This window comes from Curtobacterium flaccumfaciens (assembly GCF_004361695.1).
Classification (GTDB): Bacteria; Actinomycetota; Actinomycetes; order Actinomycetales; family Microbacteriaceae; genus Curtobacterium; species Curtobacterium flaccumfaciens_B.
This window is the reverse complement of record NZ_SNVW01000013.1, coordinates 15,119-34,433: the sequence shown is the minus strand read 5'-3', so window position 1 is coordinate 34,433 and position 19,315 is coordinate 15,119. Positions and strand designations below refer to the sequence as shown.

The following is a 19,315-nucleotide window of genomic DNA, read 5'->3' as shown; positions in this document are numbered from 1 at the left end:
AGGCTCCGGATGCCCGAGCTCCCCGTCGTGTTCGAAGTCGGGTCGATCATCGCGCTCGTCGTGATCCTGCTCGCCGACCTGCTCATCGTCGCGCGGCGCCCGCACGTCCCGACGCTCAAGGAGTCCGGGATCTGGGTCGGCGTCTACGTCGGGCTCGCGCTCGTGTTCGCCGTCGCGATGTTCTTCTTCGCCGGTGGCGAGCCGGCCGGGCAGTTCCTGGCCGGCTGGCTGACGGAGTACAGCCTGAGCATCGACAACCTGTTCGTGTTCGTCATCATCATGGCGCGCTTCTCGGTGCCGAAGAAGATCCAGCAAGAGGTGCTCATGCTGGGCATCATCATCGCGCTCGTGCTGCGCGGGATCTTCATCCTCGTCGGCGCGCAGCTGATCGAGAACTTCTCGTGGATCTTCTACATCTTCGGTGCCTGGCTCGTGTGGACCGCGATCCAGCAGCTCCGCGGTGAGGACGACGACGAGGAGCAGAAGGACGGCTTCATCGTCCGGACGCTGCGTCGCCGGGTGCGGTTGACCGACACGTTCGACGGCATGAAGTTCCGCACGCACCACGACGGCGTCCGGCACTTCACGCCCCTGCTCGTCGTGCTCATCGCGATCGGCACGACCGACCTGCTGTTCGCCCTCGACTCGATCCCGGCGATCTTCGGCATCACCGAGAGCCCGTTCATCGTGTTCACCGCGAACGTGTTCGCGCTGATGGGCCTGCGGCAGCTCTACTTCCTGCTCGGTGGGCTCCTCGAGCGGCTCGTGTACCTGAAGTACGGGATCGCATTCATCCTCGCGTTCATCGGCGTCAAGCTCGTCCTGCACGCACTGCACGGCAACGAGCTGCCGTTCATCAACGGCGGGGAGCACATCGCGTGGGCGCCGGAGATCCCGACCTGGGTCTCCCTCGTCGTGATCGTCGTCGCGATGGCGGTGTCGACCGTCGCCAGCCTCGGAACGATGCGGCGGGACCCGGCCCCGGCCGACGAAGCCCCCGCCCGCGCGTCCGACTGACGTTCCGGGGTCTCCACCGACGGACTGGAGGCGCGGTGCCAGCTGGCACCGCGCCTCCAGTCCGTCTGCGGACGCCACCAGTGCGCCCACCGCGACTGCGCGCTCGGCACGGGGGTGCCACCAGTGCGCCCACCGCGACTGCGCGCTCGGCACGGGGGTGCCACCAGTGCGCCCACCGCGACCCGGCGCTCGATACGGTGGACGCCATGGCCCCGTTCACGCCCCCAGCCGCCGACGCGATGCGCGCGAAGCTCCTGCTCGCCGCGCGGGACGAGTTCTCCGCGGTCGGGATCGGCGGCGCCCGCATCGAGCGCATCGCCGCCGCGTCGGCGAGCAACAAGGCGCAGATCTTCCACTACTTCGGCAGCAAGGAGGGGCTGTTCGACGCCCTCTTCGCGCAGACCGTCGCCGACGTGTTCGCCGAGGTGCCCATCGACACGGGCGACCTGGCGGAGTACGCCGGCCGGCTGCACGACCACTTCGTCGAACGTCCGTGGGTGCCCCGACTGGCGACCTGGCACCGACTCGAGCGCGCCCAGGGCGCACCGCTCGAGGCGGTCGTGCGGAGCAACGGCGAGGTCATCGCCGAGGTCGAGCGGGCGCAGCGCGCCGGTGTCGCGCCGCGGTCCTACCGGGCTCCCGTGCTGCTCGGACTCGTCCTGCACACGGCGGCGTTCTGGAGCACCCGCAGCCCCGAGTTCGAGACCACGGTCCCCGCAGTCACGCCGGCTCGTCGTCGGCAGATCGTGGTGGACGCGGTCACGGCGCTCATCGGCGGCTGACCGGCACCCGGCCCGTCAACGGCGGACGGGCAGCGGGATCACGCGTCGTTCGTCCCACGCTTCGGTCCAACCGAGCCGGTCGAAGACGGCGTCGAGCAGCATCGCGGTGAAGCCCCAGACGGTGTGCGTCCCCGTCTCGGCGTCGACCGTGAAGGCCGGGCCGCGCCACTCGTGGCCGTCGCGGCGGATCACGGTCACACCGCGGTGTGCGGGATCGAGCAGGTCGGCGACCGGAGCGCGGAACACGGCGGCGGACTCCGCCTCGTCGACGACCCGCACCGGGGAGGACTCGCGCCACCAGCCGAGCACCGGTGTGACGAGGTGTCTCGAGAACGCGAGCGGCACCGGGTCCAGCGTGCCGAGCACGTCGACGCCGGACGGGTCGAGGCCGGTCTCCTCGTGGGCTTCGCGGAGGGCGGCGGCGACTGGGTCGGCGTCGCCGGGGTCGATGCGGCCGCCGGGGAACGCGACCTCGCCGGGGTGCGCCCGCAGCGTGGCGGCACGGGCGAGCAGGAGGACGTCGAGGTCGCGTCCGACGCGCGGGTCCTGCGCATCGCGGTCGCTCGGCACCTGGTCGAGGACCCCGAAGAGGATGAGGACGGCAGCCTGCCGCGACGACTCCGCCGCCGGCATCCGGGGGACCACGGGAGCGCCGCCGGGACTGACCAGGGCGGACAGCTGCTGACGTGCGGTGGCCACCCGGTCAGCCTAGGCGCAGCGGCAGGGCGATCTCCGAGGAGCACCACGTAGCGTCCGAGGTCCAGCAACTCCGGAGGCCGTACGGCCTCCGGACCGATCACTGCAGTGGAGCAGATCATGACTGACACGGACGACACGGGTACCCCGGACGGGGTTGCGGCGGAGAACGACTCCGAGGGCACGACGAAGCCGGACGGTCTCGGCGAGGACGGCACCATCCCCAACGAGCCCGACGGCATCGCAGTGGGACACCAGGGCGACGACTCGCACTTCAACCCCGAAGAGGACGACGGCACGGCCTGAGTTCGGGTGAGGGGCGGGGGCGGGTCGGGCGCGGTTCGGGCGCGGTTCGGGCCGGGGCGTTACTGCGTCCCGGCCCCCGTTCCGGTCCCGGTCTCGGTCCGGGTGTCGGCCCAGGCGCGGGCGATCGAGACGTCGCGCCCGAGCACTGCGACCGCGGCCCGGTGCCCCGAGTGCAGGGCCGCGGTGACGGTCGCGGGGTCGTCCGTCCAGGTGGCCTCGCCCGCCAGGTGCAGGACCCCGTCGACCGGACGGGCGAGGTCGTCGTGGTCGGCCGTCGTCGAACCCGGCAGCATGTGGGCGTACGACCCTCGGGAGAACGGGTCGTCCTGCCACGCCGTCACGTGCACCGAGGTCGGCGATCCCACGCGGTCGCCGTACAGGCGACGGAGTTGCTCGAGCACGGAGGCGGTGACCCGCTCGTCGCTCCAGCCTCGGATCGCGCGCGCGGCCGGACCCGCGGCGAACGTGAGCAGGGTCGGCACACCGTCGAGCCGCGTGAGGTCGTACCAGGAGTGCCACCAACCTCCCGCCGGTCCGAGCTGGCGGATCGCGTACACGTCCTCGTCCCAGAAGCGGGTGGCGAAGCGCAGCACGACCTTCTCGAAGGCGTTCATCCGGAGGCGCGCGAGGGCTTCGCGGTGCCGCTCGGGCAGCGGTGGCGTGATGGTGAAGTCGTCGGACTGCAGCACCCCGACCGGCACCGTCACCACCGCGGCGTCCGCGCGGAGCTCCCCGCGGCTGCTCGTGACGACGACGCCCGACGACCCGCGCTCGACCGTGTGCACGACGTGCCCGAGCCGGACGTCGAGGCCGTGAGCGAGCTGCTCGGGGAGCGCGTCGTACCCGTCGGGGAACACCACCTCGTCGCCCTCGACCACGTCGTCGTCGAGGCCGTGCGCGGCGAGCTCGGCGCTCGACACCCCGTACTGCTCCTCGCTGCGGTGCTCCAGGTGTTCGCGGACCCGCTCCGTCCGGTCGGCATCCCAGTGCTGTTCCGCGAGGGCCCGCTCGACGACGTCGTGGTAGCTGTCGTCCGCGCCCGACCGTGCGATGACCCCGGCGAGCGACCGGTCGAGCGTGTGCACGTCCGCGGCGAACCGCTGGGCCGCGGCGTCGTCGAGCCGGGAGCCGTCCGGCCCGTGGTACGCGATCGGGCGGCTGTCGACCTGGTAGCCGCCGACGGTGAACTCGGTCGTCCGCAGCCCGAACGCGGCGGCGGCGTCCGCGACGGCGCTGCCGTCCACGCCGTGGATCCACGAGGCGCCGAGGTCCGTCACGAGTCCGTCGCGCCGGTCGGTGTGCACACGACCGCCGATCCGGTCGCGGGCTTCGAGGACGACCACACGACGGCCGGCGTCGGCCAGCAGCCGCGCGGCGGTGAGTCCGGCGACGCCGGCTCCGATCACGGCGACGTCGATGTGCTCCACGGTGGTGCTCCTTCGGGTCGTCACTGCGCTCGGCGCAGTGTGGTCGGACGGTGCAGCTCGGGTGGACGGCGACGCGGGGTCGGACGGCGCAGCCGGGTCAGAGGGCGCCGCTGAGCAGGACCACGGCGAGGAGGAACGCGAGCGACTGGAAGACCCCGAGGCCTGCCGCGACGATGCCCGCGATGCCGACCGTACGCGCGAGGGGGCGCCGTCCGCCGGTCTTCGCCAGACCGATGGACGTCCACACGATGAGGGCGACGAGCACCACGGAGAACACCGCGGACGGCCAGAGCAGACCCACCGACGTGGTCTGCGCGACGAAGGACGCGATTCCGAGCACCAGCGCGGCCAGCCCGGGGCCGGCGATCCGCCAGCCGCGGGGACGGTCGAGGCGGGCCTGTTCGCGGGCGAGGTGGTCCTTGCCCATCGTCGAACTCATGGCGTTGCTCCCGTCGTCGGTTCCGCGGAGGCGGAGGGTGATGCCGTGCCGGGGATGTCCGGCGGGGTGTTCGTGTGCCGCTCACCGTACTTCTCGCGGTTCAGGGCGTCGACGTCGCCCTGGGTGCACGGCGTCTGCAGCTGCAGTGTGGAGCCGTGCTGGGTCGACCTGTACTCGATGAAGAACCCGTCGTCGAGTGAGGAGGCGGCCGGGTACCGCAGCTGGACCCCCGGATTGACGCCACCGAAGTCGGATCGGACTGGCCTCCAGCCCATGGCTTCCCACCGGGCGCTCAGTTCGTCGAACTGTGCGTTCCGTTCACCAGGATGCGTCCCGGGCCCGAACCGCGTGAGCACCCACTGCGCACCGTCCACGCCGCATTCCCGGGCTGCGGTGTCGGACGACAGCCAGCCCGTGCCGACGACCGCTTGGGAAGCCTCGATCTCCGCGTTCACGCTGTCCCAGACCGATTTCGCGTGTGACGGGCCCACCGAGGTCGGCCGGGGCGAACACGCCGTCACGCCGAACCCGATGGCCAACGCCGTGACCACAGCGGTCGCCGAGCGCGGGAGTCGGCGTCCCGACAGCGCGGTCACGAGACCGGCCTTGCTCCCGTGGTCGGTTCCGCTGACGCGGAGGGTGATGCCGTGCCGGGGATGTCCGGCGGGGTGTTCGTGTGCCGCTCACCGTACTTCTCACGGTTCAGGGCGTCGACGTCGCCCTGCGTGCACGGCGTCTGCAACTGCAGTGTCGAGCCGTGGACGCTCGACCGGAACTCGATGAAGAAGCCGTTGTCGAGCGAGGAAGCAGCGGGGTACCGAAGTTCCACGCCCGGGGCGTCGCCTCCGAACTCCGACCGGACCGGCGCCCACCCCTTCGACGCCCAACGCGTCGCCAACGCGTCGAGCAATCCGTCACGATCTCCCGGCTGCGTGCCGGGTCCGAACCGGTTCAGGACCCACTGGGCGCCATCGGCGCCGCACGCTCGTGCTGCGGTGTCCGATGACAACCACCCACTGCCGAGAACGGCTTGCGAGGATTCCATCTCGGCGTTCATCTCGTCCCAGACGGCTTTCGCGTCGGCGGACCGCGTGGTCGACATCGGTCGCTCCTCTGGTGCTGTGGTGATCGCGCACCCCGTCAGCGCAAGGCAAGCCGCCAACGCCGGGACGAGGAGCGAATGGGCGTGGCGTTTCGTCACGGGATCTTCTGCCCCTCCGGGATGTAGCCGAGACTGGTGCGAGCGGCGTTGTAGAGCGGAGTGGTCTCTGCATCGAGGTAGCCCCTGCTCGTGACCGGCTCGTCGTCGATCACGGCTTCTGTGGCAGAGGTCGCCCCGTCGTCGTCCGAGCCCGAGAGTGTGATGCGGTTGCTGATGCCCAGTGGCGGACCGGCAGCCTGGTCGCGGTTTCATGAGGAGGGCAATCCACCCGTGTCGGGTGGTGTCGCCCCCGGAAGGAACGGCGGCGTACTCGTGTGCTTCTCCCCGTACTGCTCGCGGTTCAGCGCGTCGACGTTCCCAGGCGTGCAGGGCGTCTGCAGTTGCAGTGTCGAGCGCCGCACAGTCGACCGGAGCTCGATGAAGAACCCGTCGTCCAGCGTGGAGCCTGCCGGGTACCGAAGCTGGACTCCGGGCGTGTCGCCACCGAACTCGGTCGTGACCGGGGCCCAGCCCTTCGCCGTCCATCGCGCTGCCAACGCTTCGAGCGGGGCTGCTCGCTCCTCGGGCCGCGTACCTGGTCCGAAGCGCGTGATGACCCACTGTGCGCCATCCGCGCCGCACGCCCTCGCGGCGGTGTCGGACGAGAGCCACTCCGTGCCGAGCACGTCTTGAGATGCTTCGATCTCCGCGTTCATGCTGTCCCAGATCGCCTTCGCGTCGGGAGACCCGCTAACTGACATCGTTGACTCCTTCGGTTGGGACGCGTGCGCGCATCCCACGAGTGCGAAGCAGATTGCGAGCACCGGGAAGACGAGCAGGCGCGAGTGGCGGTTCATCACGGGATCCTCTGCCCGTTCGGGGTGTATCCCAGGCTCGTCCGTGCCGTGTTGTAGAGCGACGACGTTCCGGCGTCGAGGTAGCCCCTGCTGGTGATCGGTTCGCCGTTGATGACGGCTTCCGTTGCGGGTGTCGCCCCGTGGCCGTCCGAGCCGGGACGCGTGACCCCTCCGGTCTCTTCCTCGTTGGATGAAAAGGTGCGGGCGCCCCAGTCTCGTTCGCTCGGGTTGAGGGTGTGGGTGCTCCAGAGGCTCATGACGAGGGTCCGGTTCGACGTCAGGGGGTTGCCGGTGTTGATCGGCTGGTCCCCTCCGAACATCGGCCGAGGAATCTCCACTGAGCCGCGGCCGATGTTCGCGATGAGGTCGTCCTTGGCCTGAGAGGCCCACACGTGTCCGTCCGGTACCGCGAGCGCGTGGACGTCGGGCAGTCGATCGTCGATCCCGGCCGAAGCGAGCAACGTCAGGTTGTCGACGGGGGTCTTCGCCGCGGCCAGCGTCGCGGTGGTCGTTCCGTAGGAATGTGCGACGACGGAGAGGTGGCTCCCGCCCTGCCACCCACGCGTGCCCGATATGCCTCTGAGGAACGTGCTCAGATTCTCCGCGCCCTTGAGCGCCTTGGTGGAGCGGAGTACGTCGGGGCTCGGTGGCATTTCGGGAGTGTCGTAGCCCATCCACGCGATCGTAGCGACGCTGGGATCGTCGGCGATCCTGCGTTGTTCGGTGTACAGGTTCTCCGCGCCACCGGTCCACCCCTGCATGCTCTCTGCGACGGTGTTGCCCATCCCGGGCACCGTCACCGTGACGTTGGTCGCGATGTCGAGGTCACCGATCGCCACCGCCGCGAGTGGAGGGTCGCCGAGTGTCAACGAGACGATGGTGCGCGGTGCCGCCGGTACGCTCGCGCCCAGTGTCCGGGCGAGGGTCTGGAGCGCCTCGATCCGCTCGATCAGCGCCTGGTACCGCGCTCGTTCGGCAGCGCTCAGCGGACCCCCTCTCGTGACCCGTCCCTGCATCTCGATCCGGTCCGCGAGCGCCTTCCGCAACGCCGTCTCGAGCGTGTGCTGGTTGGCCCGTCCACGATCCGCGTAGAGCACCCCGTTGAGGTTGCCGATGACCGTCGAGAGTCCGGTCACGAGCGCGTCGCGTTCGTCTGCGCCGAGTCCCGACCACCATTGCTTGACGTCAGCGGTGGCCGGTGGGTGATCGAGCATCCGCTGGGCTCGGGCAGGGTGCGCCACGGCCCACTTCCGGAGCGCGTCGGGTCCCTCCGCAGCGAGGGCGGTCAGCAGCGGGAGGGTCGCGGCGTCGCCGAAGGCACGGGCGGCCTCGGCGAAGTCGACCATCGCGAAGGGGGCGGCGAGCGTGTTGCCGCTGAGCGACGGGAAGAGCCGCGGCGTCCCGCCGACCTGGCCCCGGATCTCGTGGCTGAGCTCGTCCTGCGCGGTGGTCCAGCGCGTCCGGAGCCGTGCAGCGCGGGCGTGCAGGTCGTCGTTCGCCGCCTGGTACTCGGCGGGCACGGCGTCGTCGCTGTCCGATGCACCGACCCGGTTGCGGAGTTCCTCGACGTCGGCCACGAGCGACCGACGGGTCTTCCGGATCGCGGCGACGTCGATCGCGAAGGTGTCGAGCGCGGTGGCGACGGCGGAGGCGGCCTTCGCCAGACCGGCAGCCGTGTGCACCGCGCCGTGCACGGCATCCGGCAGCGCATCGGTCGCGCCCGGCGAGGACAGAGCCGCTCCGATGCCCGACCACGAGTCCTGTGCAGCGGTCGCGTCGTGCTCCACCTGCGCGGTGGACGACCGGAGCGCGGTGGCGCCGTCGCTGACCGCACCGATCGTCGGGGTGACGGTCGGGAGGGCGCTCTCGTCGATCAGCCCCGGGGTCATCGCTGCCGTGCCCCGTCGGTCCGGCTGCTCGCGACGGCCGTGTCACTCGCCATGTCCGCGTCAGCGTGCGCGAACGCGGTCATCGCTCCGGTCGCGGCGGTGATCGCCCGTGCGGCGGACCGGACGGCTGCGGTCGCGTCGCCCTGACGCGCGTCGAGGAACACCTGCGCCGCACCGACCGCCTCGGTGTCGGCGAGAGCGGTGACCACGTCGCGCAGTGCGGCGTCGACGTCGATCGCCGCGGTCTGCATCGACGACCCCGCGTTCGCCGTGCCGTCGATGACCGCCTGCGCCGCGGCGATGTCGACCTGCCAACCGTCTCCCATGAGACCCCCCTTCTCAGAGGGACTCTAGTACCTGATACATCACATCCAGTACATCGGTGCGGACCTGTGGAGGATCAGCGGGCGGCGAGCTTCCGGAGCGCGACGACGACCTCGTCGAGGAACTCGTTCGGCGCGGTCCGCCGGTCAGCCCGTGCGCACCGACCGGTAGACGTCGAGGAGCGCGTCCGTCGGTTGCTCGACTCGGGAACGGGCGGCGAGGGCGGCCTCGGACGCGCGGGTGATCGCACCGGGGTCGGCTCGGAGCCGCCGGACCTCGGCTGCGAGGCCAGCCGCGTCGGGCGTCGACGCGAGGAAGCCGGCGCCGGCGGGGACGACCTCGGCGAGGTCGGGGTCGCAGTGGAGCACCGGCAGGCCGGACGCGATCGCCTCGAGCATCACCATCGGCTGGTTGTCGAAGTCGAACGAGCTCGACACGAGCAGGTGCGCCGACCGCATGGCGGCCAGGACCTGGTCGTGCGGGGTCGAGCCGTGCAGCGTGACGTCGGCACCGCGGGCGGCGCGGGCCACGGCGGACCGGGCGACGCCGTCGCCGTACACGTCGACGTGCACGCCGGAGGGGAAGTCGTGCGCCGCGCGGACGAGGACGTCCGGGCGCTTCTCGGGGGAGAGCCGGCCGACCCAGACGACCCGGAGGGGTTCGTCCGCGTGCAGGGTCCGGGCGGGAACGGTGCCGATGGTGTCGAGGACGGACGGCTCGATGCCGTTCGTCAGCACCGTGACCGGCGTCCGGACCCCGCGGTCGACGAGCTTCGCGGCGAAGTGCTCGGACGGCACCACGACGTGGGCGCTCGCCCGGGACTGCGCGAGCATCACGCGCCACATCCGGCGGGCGGTCCGGGTCCTCGTGTACGGCGCGTCGGCGGCCACCCGGATGCCGGCCGCACTGACCTGCCGCCCGTGCAGGAACGCGAGCAGGACGGTCGTCACGGACGGGAGCGGCAGGACGTTCCGCGTGTAGACGTCGATGCGTCCGTGCATGGTGTGCACGACCGGGATCCCGAGGTCATCGGCAGCCCGCACGGCGCCGAGCGCGGCGAACATCTCGGAGTGCGTGTGGACGACGTCGATCCGTCGCTCGGCGAACTCGCGGCGCAGCACCGTGCGGAGACGAGCGGGCGACCAGGCGAAGGGGTAGCCGTCGGGTCGGAACACCCCGGACACCGGCAGCCCGACGACGCCCGGGTCGGGGGACGCCGCGGCGAGCGGGCAGAACACGATCGCCTCGTGCCCGGCGGCGCGGAGGCTCTCGGCGAGGGCACGGACCGCGGTCTGCACGCCGCCGAGCGTCGGCAGGTAGTAGTCGGTGACGAGGGCGATCCGCACAGGGCCGAGCCTAGGGGGACGGGCACCTAGGATCGGGGGAATGGGGGAGAGCGCGCTCGTCACGGGGGCCAGTGGGTTCCTCGGCGGCCACGTCGTCCGGGACCTTCGGGCGCACGGCTACGCGGTGACGGCGGCGGGTCGTCGAGCGGAGGCGCTCCCCGAGGGTCCGACGTTCGTTGGTGACCTCGATGACCTGGCGCACGCGGACGTCCCCGCCGACGTCGTCGTGCACTGCGCCGCGCTGTCGTCGCCGTGGGGGCGCTGGTCCGAGTTCGAGCACGCCAACGTCACCGGCACCGCCCGGGTCCTGCAGTACGCCCGCCGCGTCGGCGCCCGGCGGCTCGTCCACGTCTCGTCGCCGGGGATCTACGCCGCGCCGCGCGACCGTCTGGCCATCAGGGAGCCCGAGGTCGACCCGAGCCACCCCATGAACCACTACATCCGGTCGAAGCTGCACGCGGAGGCGCTGCTGCGCGCGGCGGGTCCGGACGGCCCGGAGGTCGTCGTCCTCCGCCCGCGCGGCATCATCGGTTCCGGGGACCCCGGCCTGGTGCCCCGACTGCTCCGCGTGCACGAACGCGTCGGCGTCCCGCTCATGCACGGCGGCCGTGGGCTCGTCGACCTCACGGCCGTCGAGAACGTCGCACTGGCCGTCCGGCTGGCCGCCGAGGTCCCCGCAGCGGCCGGCACCGCGTTCAACGTCACGAACGGCGACCCGCGCCCGTTCGTCGAACTGCTCGACCAGCTGCTGACCGGCCTGGGGCTGCCGCTGCGACACCGTCGGCTGCCGGCCGGTCTCGTGTACGGGCTCGCCGGCGTCCTCGAGGCGGTGTGCGGTGCGCTGCCCGGACGCCCCGAGCCGCCCGTCACGCGCTACACCGTGTCGACGATCACGCACTCGCAGACGCTCGACATCAGCCGTGCGCGCGCAGTGCTCGGGTACGAACCCGTCGTCACCCTCGACGAGGCCCTGGCGAGCTACGCCGGAGGTGCCCGTGGGTAGCCTGCGGGCGGTCGCGTGCGGGTGGACGGCGCACGGTGTGCACCAGCTCCTCCGCGGGGCGCCGCGCGAGCGACGCGTCTTCCCCGCCAACGCGTTCCTGTACGAGCACGACGTCGAGCACGGGACGGCACCCACCCGCCGCGTCCTCTTCGACACCGGCTACGCCCCCTTCCCCTGGCGTACCGGCGTCACCGGCTGGGCCTACCGACGGCTGCTCCCACCCCGCGTCCCACCGGGCGCGAGCATCGGCGAGCAGCTCGACCCCACCACCGTCACGCACGTCGTGCTGTCCCACCTGCACCCGGACCACATCGGCGGCCTCGCGGCGTTCCCGCACGCCACCGTCGTCGTGACGGAACCCGTGCGGCGGACGATGACGTCGTCGACGCTGCGTGACGGCGTGCTCGACGGGCTGCTGCCCACCGGGCTGGAGCCGCGCCTCCAGGTCGTGCCCGACTCGGCGTTCCACGAGGACGCGACCGGGCTGCGCACCGTGGACCTGTTCGGCGACGGCACCTACCTGCTGGTGGACCTGCCCGGCCACGCCGCCGGCCACGTCGGTGCGCTCGTCGAGGGCCGCGCCCTGCTGGCCGGCGATGCCTCGTGGGGGCGCGACCTGCTCGGCGAGGAACACCGGATCCGGGCCGTCCCACGAGCCGTCGCACACGACCACGTCGCGCAGGCGGACACCGCACGTCGGCTGCTCGCCGTCGAGCGGACCGGGGTGCGGCTGCTGTTCAGCCACGACACGCACCCGACCGACGTCGACCTGCTGACCGCAGACGACGACGCGGCAGACGACGACGCGGCAGACGACGACGCGGCGGACGACGACGCGGCGGACCACGACGCCGCGAGCGACGCCGCCGCAGTCGACCACACCACGGACCGAGGGGGACCGTCATGAGGAACTGCCGGATCAGCGGCTGGGGGACCTACCTGCCCGAGACACCCGTGACGTTCGCGTCCCGTTCGGGCACCGTCACGCGCTACCGCGTCGCCGACGACGTCTCGCAGCTCGACATGCTCGCCGCGGCCGCCGAGGCCGCCGTCCGGAGCGCCGGCATCCGCCCCGACGACGTCGATTGCGTCATCGCCGCGTGCGCCGCGGGCGTCCAACCGATCCCGTGCACGGCTGCCCTCGTGATGGAGCGGGTCGCGCCCGGAGCCCGTGCCGCGGCGCTCGACGTGAACTCCACGTGCACGAGCTTCATCACCGCGGTCGACATCGCCTCCCGGTACCTCGCCGACGGCGAGTACGAACGCGTGCTCATCGTCTCCGGCGACGTCGGGTCGCGGTTCCTGGACCCGGAGCAGCGGGAGTCGTACGAGCTGTTCTCGGACGCGGCGGCCGCGGTCGTCCTGACCCGTGGTGACGCGGGCCAGGGGGTGCTCGCGAGCCTGCAGCAGACGTGGCCCGAGCACGCGCACGACACCGAGCTCCGCGGTGGGCTGTCGCGCTTCCCCGCGCACGACTACGCGGACGGCGACCCGGCGGACTACCGGTTCGACATGCACGGTCGGCGGGCGCTGATGGGGATGCTGCGGGTCCTCCCCGGGTTCTTCGACCGGTTCTTCGAGAAGTCGGGGCTCGGCCTGGAGGACCTCGACCTCGTCGTCCCGCACCAGGCCAGTGGTGCGCTCGGCATCGCCATGCGGCGCATCGGCATCCCGTCCGAGGTCTACGTCGACGCGGTCGCCGAGTACGGGAACATGGTGTCGTCCTCGGTGCCGTACACGTTGGCGCGGTGCCTGGAGGACGGCCGGCTCACCCCGGGCGACACCGTGCTGCTCTGCGGCACGGCCGCGGGGCTGACCGCGAACGCGCTGGCGCTGCGGCTCTAGCCCGCGCCCAGTGACGGACTGGAGGCGCGGTGCGGGCCCGCCACGCGCCTCCAGGCCGTCACCGGTCGGGTCGAGAGCGCGGTCAGCGCGGTCAGCGCGGGGTGGCGCGGTGCCGGTGCGCGGCGCGTCGGCCGAAGAGCGCGGAGAGCAGGCGCCCGAAGCGCGGTTCCGGCGTGGGCTTCGTCTCGACGGACCGGGTCGGCGCGTGGAACGCCAAGTCGTGCAGCATGTTCCGCTTCGACCCGTCCCAGTTCGCGAAGAGGTAGGCGCCCCCGAGGAAGGACAGGCTCCGGACCGGGGTGCGCTTCCAGGAGTCGGCAGCGACGTAGTACCCGGCGTGCCCGGCGTGGATGTGCTGGATCACGGTGTCGACGTCGATGACGCTGGTGGTCGTCACGACGGTGGTGATGCCCGTTCGGTCACGGGCGACGTACTCGATGAGGTGTTCGGTCACGAGGGGCTCTTGTTCGCAGTTCGCGCCCGTCGTGCCGAGAGGGGAACGCACGACGAGGCATGGCCGGAATCGTCGTTGCTTCCGAACCGAAGAATACGCCGTGAAAACCCCCGAGGGCGAGGGGGAACCTGAGTCGATGCGCATCTCGAACACCACCTCGGCCGCGGTCTCGTGGCTCCGAGGCGGCGGGTGGTCCCGGAGTAGGATCGGAGGCCAGCAAGGAAGGCGCGCATGAATGACGCATTCGAGCGTGCCTACCGGGCGCTCTCCTCGGCCGACGTCCCGGATGGGGAGCTCAGTCGCCCCTTCGCCGACGCGCTCCCGGTCGGTGGCGTGTCGGTCTCCGCCTTCGGTGGCCTGGTCGCGAGCGAGACCATCTCGGCGTCCGACGACGTCGCGTTCCGCATCGACGAGATCCAGTTCGACCTCGCCGAGGGGCCGTGCTGGACGGCGCTCCGCATCGAGGCCCCGGTGCTCGAGGGGGACATCGTGGGCAACCCGAACACCTCGTGGCCCGCGTTCAACGACGCAGTGCGCCATGAACCGGTCCGGGCCGTCTTCGCGTTCCCGATCGTCTTCGGACCGTTCCCGCTCGGCGCGGTCGACGTCTACGCCCCGCACCCGACGTCGCTCGCGCCGGACCAGGTGCAGCACGGCGCTTCGCTCGCCACCGCGGTCGGCCGCCGTGTGCTCCGCCGGGCGCTCCGTGCCGTCGACGACGAGGTACCGGAGGACCGCGGCCCGTTCTCCCGCCGGGTCGTGCACCAGGCGACCGGTGTCGTGCTCGCGCAGCTCGACATCAGCCCGGACGACGCCTACCTGCTCATCCAGGGCCACGCCTTCGCACGGCGGACCTCGATGCGGCAGGTGGCCGAGGAGATCCTCGCCGGCACGGTCCGGTTCGAGCAGCACGGTGGTCTGATCGAGGAGGCACGATGACGACGGACGAACGCGAGATGAAGATCGTGGAGGCGTTCGCGACACTCGCCGACACCCTGGTCGACGGCTACGACGTGGTGGAACTCCTGCAGACCCTCGTCGAGACCTGCACCGAAGTGCTGTCGGTCGACGCCGCCGGCATCATGCTCGCCAACGACGACCACGAACTCGAGGTCGTGGCGTCGACCTCCGAGGCGAGCCGCCTGATCGAGGTCCTGCAGCTCGACGCCGAGGCAGGCCCGTGCATGACCTCGTTCGCCACGGGGCGCGCGGTCGCCTGCCCGGACATCACCGACGCCCCGCCGGAGTGGGACGCCTTCCGCACGGGCGCCCTCGCGCTCGGGATCCGCTCGGTGCACGCGGTGCCGCTCCGCCTGCGCACCACGGTGATCGGCACGCTCAACCTGTTCGGGGCCGTCGCTGGCACCCTCGCCGACACGCACCTCCGGATCGCCCGGGCGCTCGCCGACGTCGCGACGATCGGGATCCTGCACGAGCGCACCCTGCGCGAGCAGGAGATCGTCCGCACGCAGTTGCAGCGGACGATCGGGTCGCGCGAGGTCATCGAGCAGGCGAAGGGGGTCGTGTCGCACCTGCGCGGCATCTCGATCGAGGACGCCTTCGGGGTGATCCGTGCCCACGCCGTGGACCACCACGAACCACTGTCCGAGGTCGCACGCGCGATCGTGGAACGCCGACTGGCGCTCTGAGCCGGTGTCCGTGTCACGAGCGGCGCTCGCCGCTGCCCTGCCCGGCGTCGCGCTGGCCGTCGCCGTCGGCCTCGTCGCCACGCTCGTCGGCCGCGCCGTCCCGGTCGTCGGCGGCCCGGTGCCCGCGGTGGTCATCGGGGCCGTGGTCGGCTGGTTGGTACGGCGACGACGGTCGGACGACGCCCGGACGGCCGGAGCGCCGGGTGACCTCGGCGCCCTGCAGCCCGGCGTGAAGTTCGCGTCGAGCCGTGTCCTGCAGTTCGCCGTCGTCCTGCTCGGCGCCCAGCTGTCGATCGGCGAGGTCCTCCGCATCGGCGGCGAGACCCTGCCCGTCATGCTCTCCACGCTGGTCGTCTGCCTCGTCGCGGCGTGGGGGATCGGTCGACTGCTCCGGGTGTCCGGCGCACTCCGCACGCTCATCGGGGTCGGGACCGGCATCTGCGGCGCCTCGGCGATCGCGGCCGTCACCCCCGTGATCGGTGCGGTGAGTGCGGACGTCGCCTACGCGATGTCGACGATCTTCCTCTGCAACATCGCCGCGGTCTTCGTCTTCCCGATCGTCGGGCACGCGCTCGGCCTGAGCCAGCACGCGTTCGGCGTGTTCGCCGGGACCGCCGTGAACGACACGTCGTCCGTGGTCGCGACGGCGACCGTCTACGGTCGCCAGGCGACCGACACCGCGGTCGTCGTGAAGCTGGTCCGGACGCTCATGATCATCCCGATCGTGGTCGGGCTGGCCGGCCTGGAGGCGCGACGCACCGCCCGCGCCGAGCTCGCCCCCGGCAGCGGGTCGGCTCCGGGGCTCCGCGTGTTCCGGCTGGTGCCGTGGTTCCTCATCGGGTTCCTCGTGGTGGTGCTGCTCCGCACCGTCGGGGTCCTGCCGGCCGCCGCGGCCCCGGGGTTCTCGACGGCGGCGACGTTCCTCATCACCGTGGCGCTCGCCGCGATCGGGGTCTCGACGGACTTCGGCGCGCTGCGGCGGGCGGGGTTCCGTCCGATGCTGCTCGGCATCGCGCTGTGGGTCCTGGTGGCGGGCACGAGCCTCGGCGCCCAGGCGGTGTTCGGGCTGCTCTGAGTCCGAGCCGGGGCGGGGTCTTGTGGCACGTAGGCATATCGTTTATCGTTGCCATCGACATTCGATGGTATCGATGAACGACAGGGGATGAACCGATGAGCACGCCCGTCTACGACCCGCCCCGCGGGAAGAACTCCTACCTCGCGTACGTCACGGCGTGCGGCATCGGCATCGTGTTCGTGGTCTGGCGGTACGTCGCCGACCTCGTGTCCTCGGTCAGCCGGGGAGTGGTGACGGTCCCGCTCCGGACGTCCACCACCACCGACGTGCTCCAGCCGCCCGGTGGTGCCACCGTGCGGTCCGACCAGGTCGCCCTGCAGGTCCGGACGGCGGACTTCCCCGGCGCGGCCCTCGGCTACATCCGCGTCGGCGACGCGGTCGAGGTCGTCGCCGTCGCCGCCCTCATCGCCCTCGTCGCGGCGGTCGCGTGGCGGATCAGCCGCGGTGGCCTCTTCGACCGCGCGACGCCGCGGATCCTCGACTGGGTCATCGCCCTGACACTCACCGCCGGGATCCTGCCCGACTTCATCCGGCGGATGGGGTGGAACTGGGTCGTGTCGGCGCTCGGCTGGGACGGCAACCTGCCGGTGCCGCTGATCGAGCCGCAGTACGTGCCCGTCTACCTCGGCGTGCTCGTCGTCACCTGCTTCCGGTTCGCGCTCACGGCCTCGCAGCGGATGGTCCGCGACCAGGCCGGGCTGGTCTGATGCCGCCGGAGGACGACGGCCACGCGGTCGTGTGCCACCTCGACGACCTGCTCGCCGCACGGGGGATGACCCTGACCGAGCTCGCGGACCGGGTCGGGGTGACGGTCGTGAACCTCTCCGTGCTGAAGAACAACCGCGCGCGGGCGATCCGCTTCTCCACCCTCACGCGGTTGTGCGAGGTGCTGGACTGCCAGCCCGGCGACGTCTTCTCCGTGGTGCTCACACGATCCGCGAGTCGATGACCGCTCGGTCGCCGCGGTACCGCGAGAACCCGTACTCGACCGGCGTCCCGTCGGCGAGGCACATCAGCCGTTCGATGTGGAAGATGGCCTGACCCGGGTCGATGTCGAGCAGGTCGGCCGTCCACTGGTCGGCGTTCACGGTGCTGAGCAGGAGCCGTCGGGCGACCGGGCGCTGCCCGACCCGGCGGACGAGCACGTCCGGCACGTACTCGGTGAGCGGCTCCGACACCAGGTCCGGGAACCGCTCCTGCGGCACCCAGCTCGTCCGCACCCGGCTCGGCTCGCCGTCGAACGAGATGAGGCTCTCGACGAAGTACGCCGCGCTGCCGGCCATGTCGAGGTTCCGCCGCACCGTCTCCGGCGCGGGGACGAGCTGGACGCAGAGGTGCACGATGCTGAGACGCGGGGAGTCGAAGACGCTGCCGCCGGTGTTCTCGCCGTAGATCGTGACCTCCTCGGTGGTCCGGGCGAGGCTGACCGACGCGACCGGGCGCACGCCGAACGTGCCCGACCGCGGTGCCCGGGTGAGGAGCCGCTGCTCCTTGAGGAGCGTCAGCGCCGCACGCAGCACGTTCCGCGTGGTGCCGTACAGGTCGAGGAGCTCCCACTCGTAGGGGAGCGGTCCGGTGAACCGGCCGGCGACGATGTCCGCACGGATGAGGTCGGACACCTGCCGGGCGGCGTCGGATCGCCGGTTGAAGCCGATCCAGTGACCAGGGGAGACGTCCCCGGTGCCCATGTCGGTCCACGGTTGTGTCGGTCGGAGGTCGGTCACGATGCTGCTCCCACGGTCGCGGTGTCGCCGGCCCAGCCGGCCCACCGGAGGAACTCCCGGGCGAGCCGCACGGGGTAGTCGGGTGCCTGGATGTCGAGCGACACGAACACCCGGCGGTAGAAGGTCGGACCGCCGAGCAGGTCGACGGCGATCCCGAGGTCGACGTCCGGTCGGAGGTCCCCGGCGTCCATCGCGCGCTGCAGCATCGCGTTCACCCGGACCCGTCGGTCGAGGTGCCAGGCGGCCACGGCCTCGGCGACGCGGGGCTCGTGCGACGCGAGTTCCACGATGAGGGGGAGCGCGCGCCCCACGGGGGTGGCGACGAGGGCGTGCACCCAGCCGCGGGTCAGGCCGAGCACGCCCTCGTGGATGGGGGCGTCGAGCTCCGTCGGGATAGTCGCCTCCATCAGCCGGATCACCGTGTCGGTGAGCAGGTCGTCCTTCGTCGGCCAGCGTCGGTAGATCGTCGCGGCGCCGACCCCGGCGGCGTCCGCGACCGCGCGGATCGTGAACGCACGGGGGTCGCCCTCCGCCAGGATCGCCACGCAGGCGGTGTACACGGCCTCGTCGACGGCGGCGTTCCGCGGGCGTCCCCGGACGGGCGTCTCGGTGCTCACGCGGCGCTCCGCTGCTCGGGGCTCCGCTGTTCGGGGTCGCTCCGCCGCTCGGCGGCCGCCCGCCAGTGCTCGAGGACCCGGTCGATGCCCCAGACCTCGCCGATCTTCGCGGCGATGTCGAACAGGTTCGCCTCGTGCACGCTCGGCAGCCGGTCGCCGACGGCCTCGCGCACGACGATCGGCACGAACCCGTGCTGCATCGCGTCGGTCGCGGTCGCCCGGATGCAGCCGCTCGTCGAGAGCCCGGCGATGAAGAGCGTGTCGACCCCGCGGGCGACGAGGTCGGCGGCGAGTGACGTCCCGAAGAACGCGCTCGGGTACTGCTTCGGCACGAGCGTGTCCCCGTCGACGGGCGCGAGCCCCTCGATGAACGCACCCGTCGTGGTGCCCGGCAGGTACGCCGCGAGCGCGGGTACCTTGCGGAAGAACACCCCGGCGTTCGAGCCGTCGGCCGAGAGCGCCATCGTCGTGACGGCGACGTGCACGCCGGCGTCACGTGCGGCGGCCGTCAGCTTCCGCATCCGCTCGACGGGCTCCTCGACCCCGGCGTACAGCCCGCACGTCGGGTCGACGTAGGCGTTGACCGGGTCGACGACGACGAGCGCCGCCCGCCGTCCGGGCTGCAGTGCGCCGGTGTACCCGGCCGAGACGTAGTCGTCGTGGTCGTCGGTCATGCGGTCCTGCTTCCGTCGTGGGGTGGGGTGACTGCTTGGAGGCGCGGCGT

General features: G+C 71.9%; 24 protein-coding genes. 11 read left to right on the top strand and 13 right to left on the bottom strand.

The features are described 5' to 3' along the window. Positions 1–9 precede the first annotated feature (9 nt). Together EDF64_RS15710 and EDF64_RS15705 are read left to right on the top strand one after the other, a co-directional pair. Positions 10–1,017 carry a TerC family protein gene (locus tag EDF64_RS15710; RefSeq protein ID WP_133520904.1) on the top strand — a complete coding sequence of 336 codons (1,008 nt, stop codon included), beginning with the start codon at positions 10–12 and terminating at the stop codon, positions 1,015–1,017. A 206-nt stretch (positions 1,018–1,223) separates the two neighbouring features. Further along, positions 1,224–1,799 carry a TetR/AcrR family transcriptional regulator gene (locus tag EDF64_RS15705; protein WP_133520903.1) on the top strand — a complete coding sequence of 192 codons (576 nt, stop codon included), beginning with the start codon at positions 1,224–1,226 and terminating at the stop codon, positions 1,797–1,799. 15 nt (positions 1,800–1,814) lie between these two features. Here EDF64_RS15705 and EDF64_RS15700 read toward each other — a convergent pair whose 3' ends face one another. Further along, complete coding sequence (locus EDF64_RS15700; protein ID WP_432207035.1) at positions 1,815–2,498, bottom strand: NUDIX hydrolase; 684 nt, start codon at positions 2,496–2,498, stop codon at positions 1,815–1,817. A 117-nt stretch (positions 2,499–2,615) separates the two neighbouring features. Here EDF64_RS15700 and EDF64_RS15695 point away from each other — a divergent pair, with 117 nt between their 5' ends. Next, a complete protein-coding gene (locus EDF64_RS15695; protein ID WP_133520902.1) occupies positions 2,616–2,801 on the top strand; it encodes a hypothetical protein in 186 nt (61 codons plus the stop codon). Between the two features lie 59 nt (positions 2,802–2,860). Here the strand turns inward: EDF64_RS15695 and EDF64_RS15690 are convergent, their stop codons facing one another. From EDF64_RS15690 to EDF64_RS15655, 8 genes are all read right to left on the bottom strand, one after another. Beyond that, complete coding sequence (locus EDF64_RS15690; protein ID WP_133520901.1) at positions 2,861–4,228, bottom strand: flavin monoamine oxidase family protein; 1,368 nt, start codon at positions 4,226–4,228, stop codon at positions 2,861–2,863. A 97-nt stretch (positions 4,229–4,325) separates the two neighbouring features. Then, positions 4,326–4,667 carry a hypothetical protein gene (locus EDF64_RS15685; protein ID WP_133520900.1) on the bottom strand — a complete coding sequence of 114 codons (342 nt, stop codon included), beginning with the start codon at positions 4,665–4,667 and terminating at the stop codon, positions 4,326–4,328. Further along, positions 4,664–4,942 carry a hypothetical protein gene (locus tag EDF64_RS15680; RefSeq protein WP_133520899.1) on the bottom strand — a complete coding sequence of 93 codons (279 nt, stop codon included), beginning with the start codon at positions 4,940–4,942 and terminating at the stop codon, positions 4,664–4,666. Before EDF64_RS15680 ends, EDF64_RS15685 begins: the two co-directional genes overlap by 4 nt. Before the next feature lie 317 nt (positions 4,943–5,259). Beyond that, positions 5,260–5,496 carry a hypothetical protein gene (locus EDF64_RS15675; RefSeq protein ID WP_133520898.1) on the bottom strand — a complete coding sequence of 79 codons (237 nt, stop codon included), beginning with the start codon at positions 5,494–5,496 and terminating at the stop codon, positions 5,260–5,262. Positions 5,497–6,077: 581 nt separating this feature from the next. Then, on the bottom strand, positions 6,078–6,665 hold the full coding sequence (locus EDF64_RS15670; protein ID WP_133520897.1) for a hypothetical protein: 588 nt from the start codon (positions 6,663–6,665) through the stop codon (positions 6,078–6,080). Next, positions 6,665–8,554: an alpha/beta hydrolase gene (locus EDF64_RS15665; protein ID WP_133520896.1), complete on the bottom strand. Its 1,890-nt coding sequence runs from the start codon at positions 8,552–8,554 to the stop codon at positions 6,665–6,667. The genes EDF64_RS15670 and EDF64_RS15665 overlap by 1 nt, the downstream gene beginning before the upstream one ends. Next, on the bottom strand, positions 8,551–8,880 hold the full coding sequence (locus tag EDF64_RS15660; protein WP_133520895.1) for a hypothetical protein: 330 nt from the start codon (positions 8,878–8,880) through the stop codon (positions 8,551–8,553). Before EDF64_RS15660 ends, EDF64_RS15665 begins: the two co-directional genes overlap by 4 nt. A gap of 144 nt (positions 8,881–9,024) precedes the next feature. Beyond that, positions 9,025–10,224: a glycosyltransferase gene (locus EDF64_RS15655; RefSeq protein WP_133520894.1), complete on the bottom strand. Its 1,200-nt coding sequence runs from the start codon at positions 10,222–10,224 to the stop codon at positions 9,025–9,027. Between the two features lie 40 nt (positions 10,225–10,264). Here EDF64_RS15655 and EDF64_RS15650 point away from each other — a divergent pair, with 40 nt between their 5' ends. The 3 genes from EDF64_RS15650 to EDF64_RS15640 are packed head-to-tail and all read left to right on the top strand — an operon-like array spanning position 10,265 to position 13,072. Further along, positions 10,265–11,227, top strand: coding sequence for an NAD-dependent epimerase/dehydratase family protein (locus tag EDF64_RS15650; RefSeq protein ID WP_133520893.1), 963 nt, complete (start codon positions 10,265–10,267; stop codon positions 11,225–11,227). Then, positions 11,220–12,134 carry an MBL fold metallo-hydrolase gene (locus EDF64_RS15645; protein WP_166645771.1) on the top strand — a complete coding sequence of 305 codons (915 nt, stop codon included), beginning with the start codon at positions 11,220–11,222 and terminating at the stop codon, positions 12,132–12,134. The genes EDF64_RS15650 and EDF64_RS15645 overlap by 8 nt, the downstream gene beginning before the upstream one ends. Next, positions 12,131–13,072, top strand: a complete 942-nt coding sequence (locus tag EDF64_RS15640) for a 3-oxoacyl-[acyl-carrier-protein] synthase III C-terminal domain-containing protein (protein WP_133520891.1) — start codon at positions 12,131–12,133, stop codon at positions 13,070–13,072. Before EDF64_RS15645 ends, EDF64_RS15640 begins: the two co-directional genes overlap by 4 nt. Positions 13,073–13,163: 91 nt before the next feature. On the opposite strand, the gene EDF64_RS15635 is transcribed toward EDF64_RS15640, so the two are convergent. Next, positions 13,164–13,526, bottom strand: coding sequence for a hypothetical protein (locus EDF64_RS15635; protein WP_133520890.1), 363 nt, complete (start codon positions 13,524–13,526; stop codon positions 13,164–13,166). A 231-nt stretch (positions 13,527–13,757) separates the two neighbouring features. On the opposite strand from EDF64_RS15635, the gene EDF64_RS15630 reads away from it, so the two are divergent. From EDF64_RS15630 to EDF64_RS15610, 5 genes are all read left to right on the top strand, one after another. Next, positions 13,758–14,465, top strand: a complete 708-nt coding sequence (locus EDF64_RS15630; protein WP_133520889.1) for a GAF and ANTAR domain-containing protein — start codon at positions 13,758–13,760, stop codon at positions 14,463–14,465. Then, the gene (locus EDF64_RS15625; protein WP_133520888.1) at positions 14,462–15,175 is read left to right on the top strand and encodes a GAF and ANTAR domain-containing protein; all 714 of its coding nucleotides are present in this window, start codon (positions 14,462–14,464) and stop codon (positions 15,173–15,175) included. Before EDF64_RS15630 ends, EDF64_RS15625 begins: the two co-directional genes overlap by 4 nt. Positions 15,176–15,185: 10 nt before the next feature. Further along, on the top strand, positions 15,186–16,250 hold the full coding sequence (locus EDF64_RS15620; RefSeq protein ID WP_208108925.1) for a YeiH family protein: 1,065 nt from the start codon (positions 15,186–15,188) through the stop codon (positions 16,248–16,250). Between the two features lie 95 nt (positions 16,251–16,345). Further along, positions 16,346–16,957, top strand: a complete 612-nt coding sequence (locus EDF64_RS15615; protein ID WP_133520886.1) for a hypothetical protein — start codon at positions 16,346–16,348, stop codon at positions 16,955–16,957. After that, positions 16,957–17,199, top strand: coding sequence for a helix-turn-helix domain-containing protein (locus EDF64_RS15610; RefSeq protein WP_133520885.1), 243 nt, complete (start codon positions 16,957–16,959; stop codon positions 17,197–17,199). The genes EDF64_RS15615 and EDF64_RS15610 overlap by 1 nt, the downstream gene beginning before the upstream one ends. Here EDF64_RS15610 and EDF64_RS15605 read toward each other — a convergent pair. From EDF64_RS15605 to EDF64_RS15595, 3 genes are read right to left on the bottom strand one after another with little or no spacing between them, the layout of a single operon-like run. Further along, positions 17,177–17,974, bottom strand: a complete 798-nt coding sequence (locus tag EDF64_RS15605) for a GntR family transcriptional regulator (RefSeq protein WP_133520884.1) — start codon at positions 17,972–17,974, stop codon at positions 17,177–17,179. The genes EDF64_RS15610 and EDF64_RS15605 overlap by 23 nt on opposite strands. Then, on the bottom strand, positions 17,971–18,591 hold the full coding sequence (locus tag EDF64_RS15600) for a TetR/AcrR family transcriptional regulator (RefSeq protein ID WP_133520883.1): 621 nt from the start codon (positions 18,589–18,591) through the stop codon (positions 17,971–17,973). Before EDF64_RS15600 ends, EDF64_RS15605 begins: the two co-directional genes overlap by 4 nt. After that, a complete protein-coding gene (locus EDF64_RS15595; RefSeq protein ID WP_133520882.1) occupies positions 18,588–19,265 on the bottom strand; it encodes an isochorismatase family protein in 678 nt (225 codons plus the stop codon). Before EDF64_RS15595 ends, EDF64_RS15600 begins: the two co-directional genes overlap by 4 nt. Positions 19,266–19,315 lie beyond the last annotated feature (50 nt).

What these genes read in the sequence shown, in the direction of transcription:
- EDF64_RS15685 (WP_133520900.1), bottom strand. Translation starts at nt 4,667, where the DNA reads ATGAGTTCGACGATGGGCAAGGACCACCTCGCCCGCGAACAGGCCCGC.
- EDF64_RS15650 (WP_133520893.1), top strand. Translation starts at nt 10,265, where the DNA reads ATGGGGGAGAGCGCGCTCGTCACGGGGGCCAGTGGGTTCCTCGGCGGC.
- EDF64_RS15630 (WP_133520889.1), top strand. Translation starts at nt 13,758, where the DNA reads ATGAATGACGCATTCGAGCGTGCCTACCGGGCGCTCTCCTCGGCCGAC.
- EDF64_RS15680 (WP_133520899.1), bottom strand. Translation starts at nt 4,942, where the DNA reads ATGGGCTGGAGGCCAGTCCGATCCGACTTCGGTGGCGTCAATCCGGGG.
- EDF64_RS15615 (WP_133520886.1), top strand. Translation starts at nt 16,346, where the DNA reads ATGAGCACGCCCGTCTACGACCCGCCCCGCGGGAAGAACTCCTACCTC.
- EDF64_RS15610 (WP_133520885.1), top strand. Translation starts at nt 16,957, where the DNA reads ATGCCGCCGGAGGACGACGGCCACGCGGTCGTGTGCCACCTCGACGAC.
- EDF64_RS15670 (WP_133520897.1), bottom strand. Translation starts at nt 6,665, where the DNA reads ATGAACCGCCACTCGCGCCTGCTCGTCTTCCCGGTGCTCGCAATCTGC.
- EDF64_RS15665 (WP_133520896.1), bottom strand. Translation starts at nt 8,554, where the DNA reads ATGACCCCGGGGCTGATCGACGAGAGCGCCCTCCCGACCGTCACCCCG.
- EDF64_RS15660 (WP_133520895.1), bottom strand. Translation starts at nt 8,880, where the DNA reads ATGGGAGACGGTTGGCAGGTCGACATCGCCGCGGCGCAGGCGGTCATC.
- EDF64_RS15625 (WP_133520888.1), top strand. Translation starts at nt 14,462, where the DNA reads ATGACGACGGACGAACGCGAGATGAAGATCGTGGAGGCGTTCGCGACA.
- EDF64_RS15710 (WP_133520904.1), top strand. Translation starts at nt 10, where the DNA reads ATGCCCGAGCTCCCCGTCGTGTTCGAAGTCGGGTCGATCATCGCGCTC.
- EDF64_RS15595 (WP_133520882.1), bottom strand. Translation starts at nt 19,265, where the DNA reads ATGACCGACGACCACGACGACTACGTCTCGGCCGGGTACACCGGCGCA.
- EDF64_RS15640 (WP_133520891.1), top strand. Translation starts at nt 12,131, where the DNA reads ATGAGGAACTGCCGGATCAGCGGCTGGGGGACCTACCTGCCCGAGACA.
- EDF64_RS15695 (WP_133520902.1), top strand. Translation starts at nt 2,616, where the DNA reads ATGACTGACACGGACGACACGGGTACCCCGGACGGGGTTGCGGCGGAG.
- EDF64_RS15705 (WP_133520903.1), top strand. Translation starts at nt 1,224, where the DNA reads ATGGCCCCGTTCACGCCCCCAGCCGCCGACGCGATGCGCGCGAAGCTC.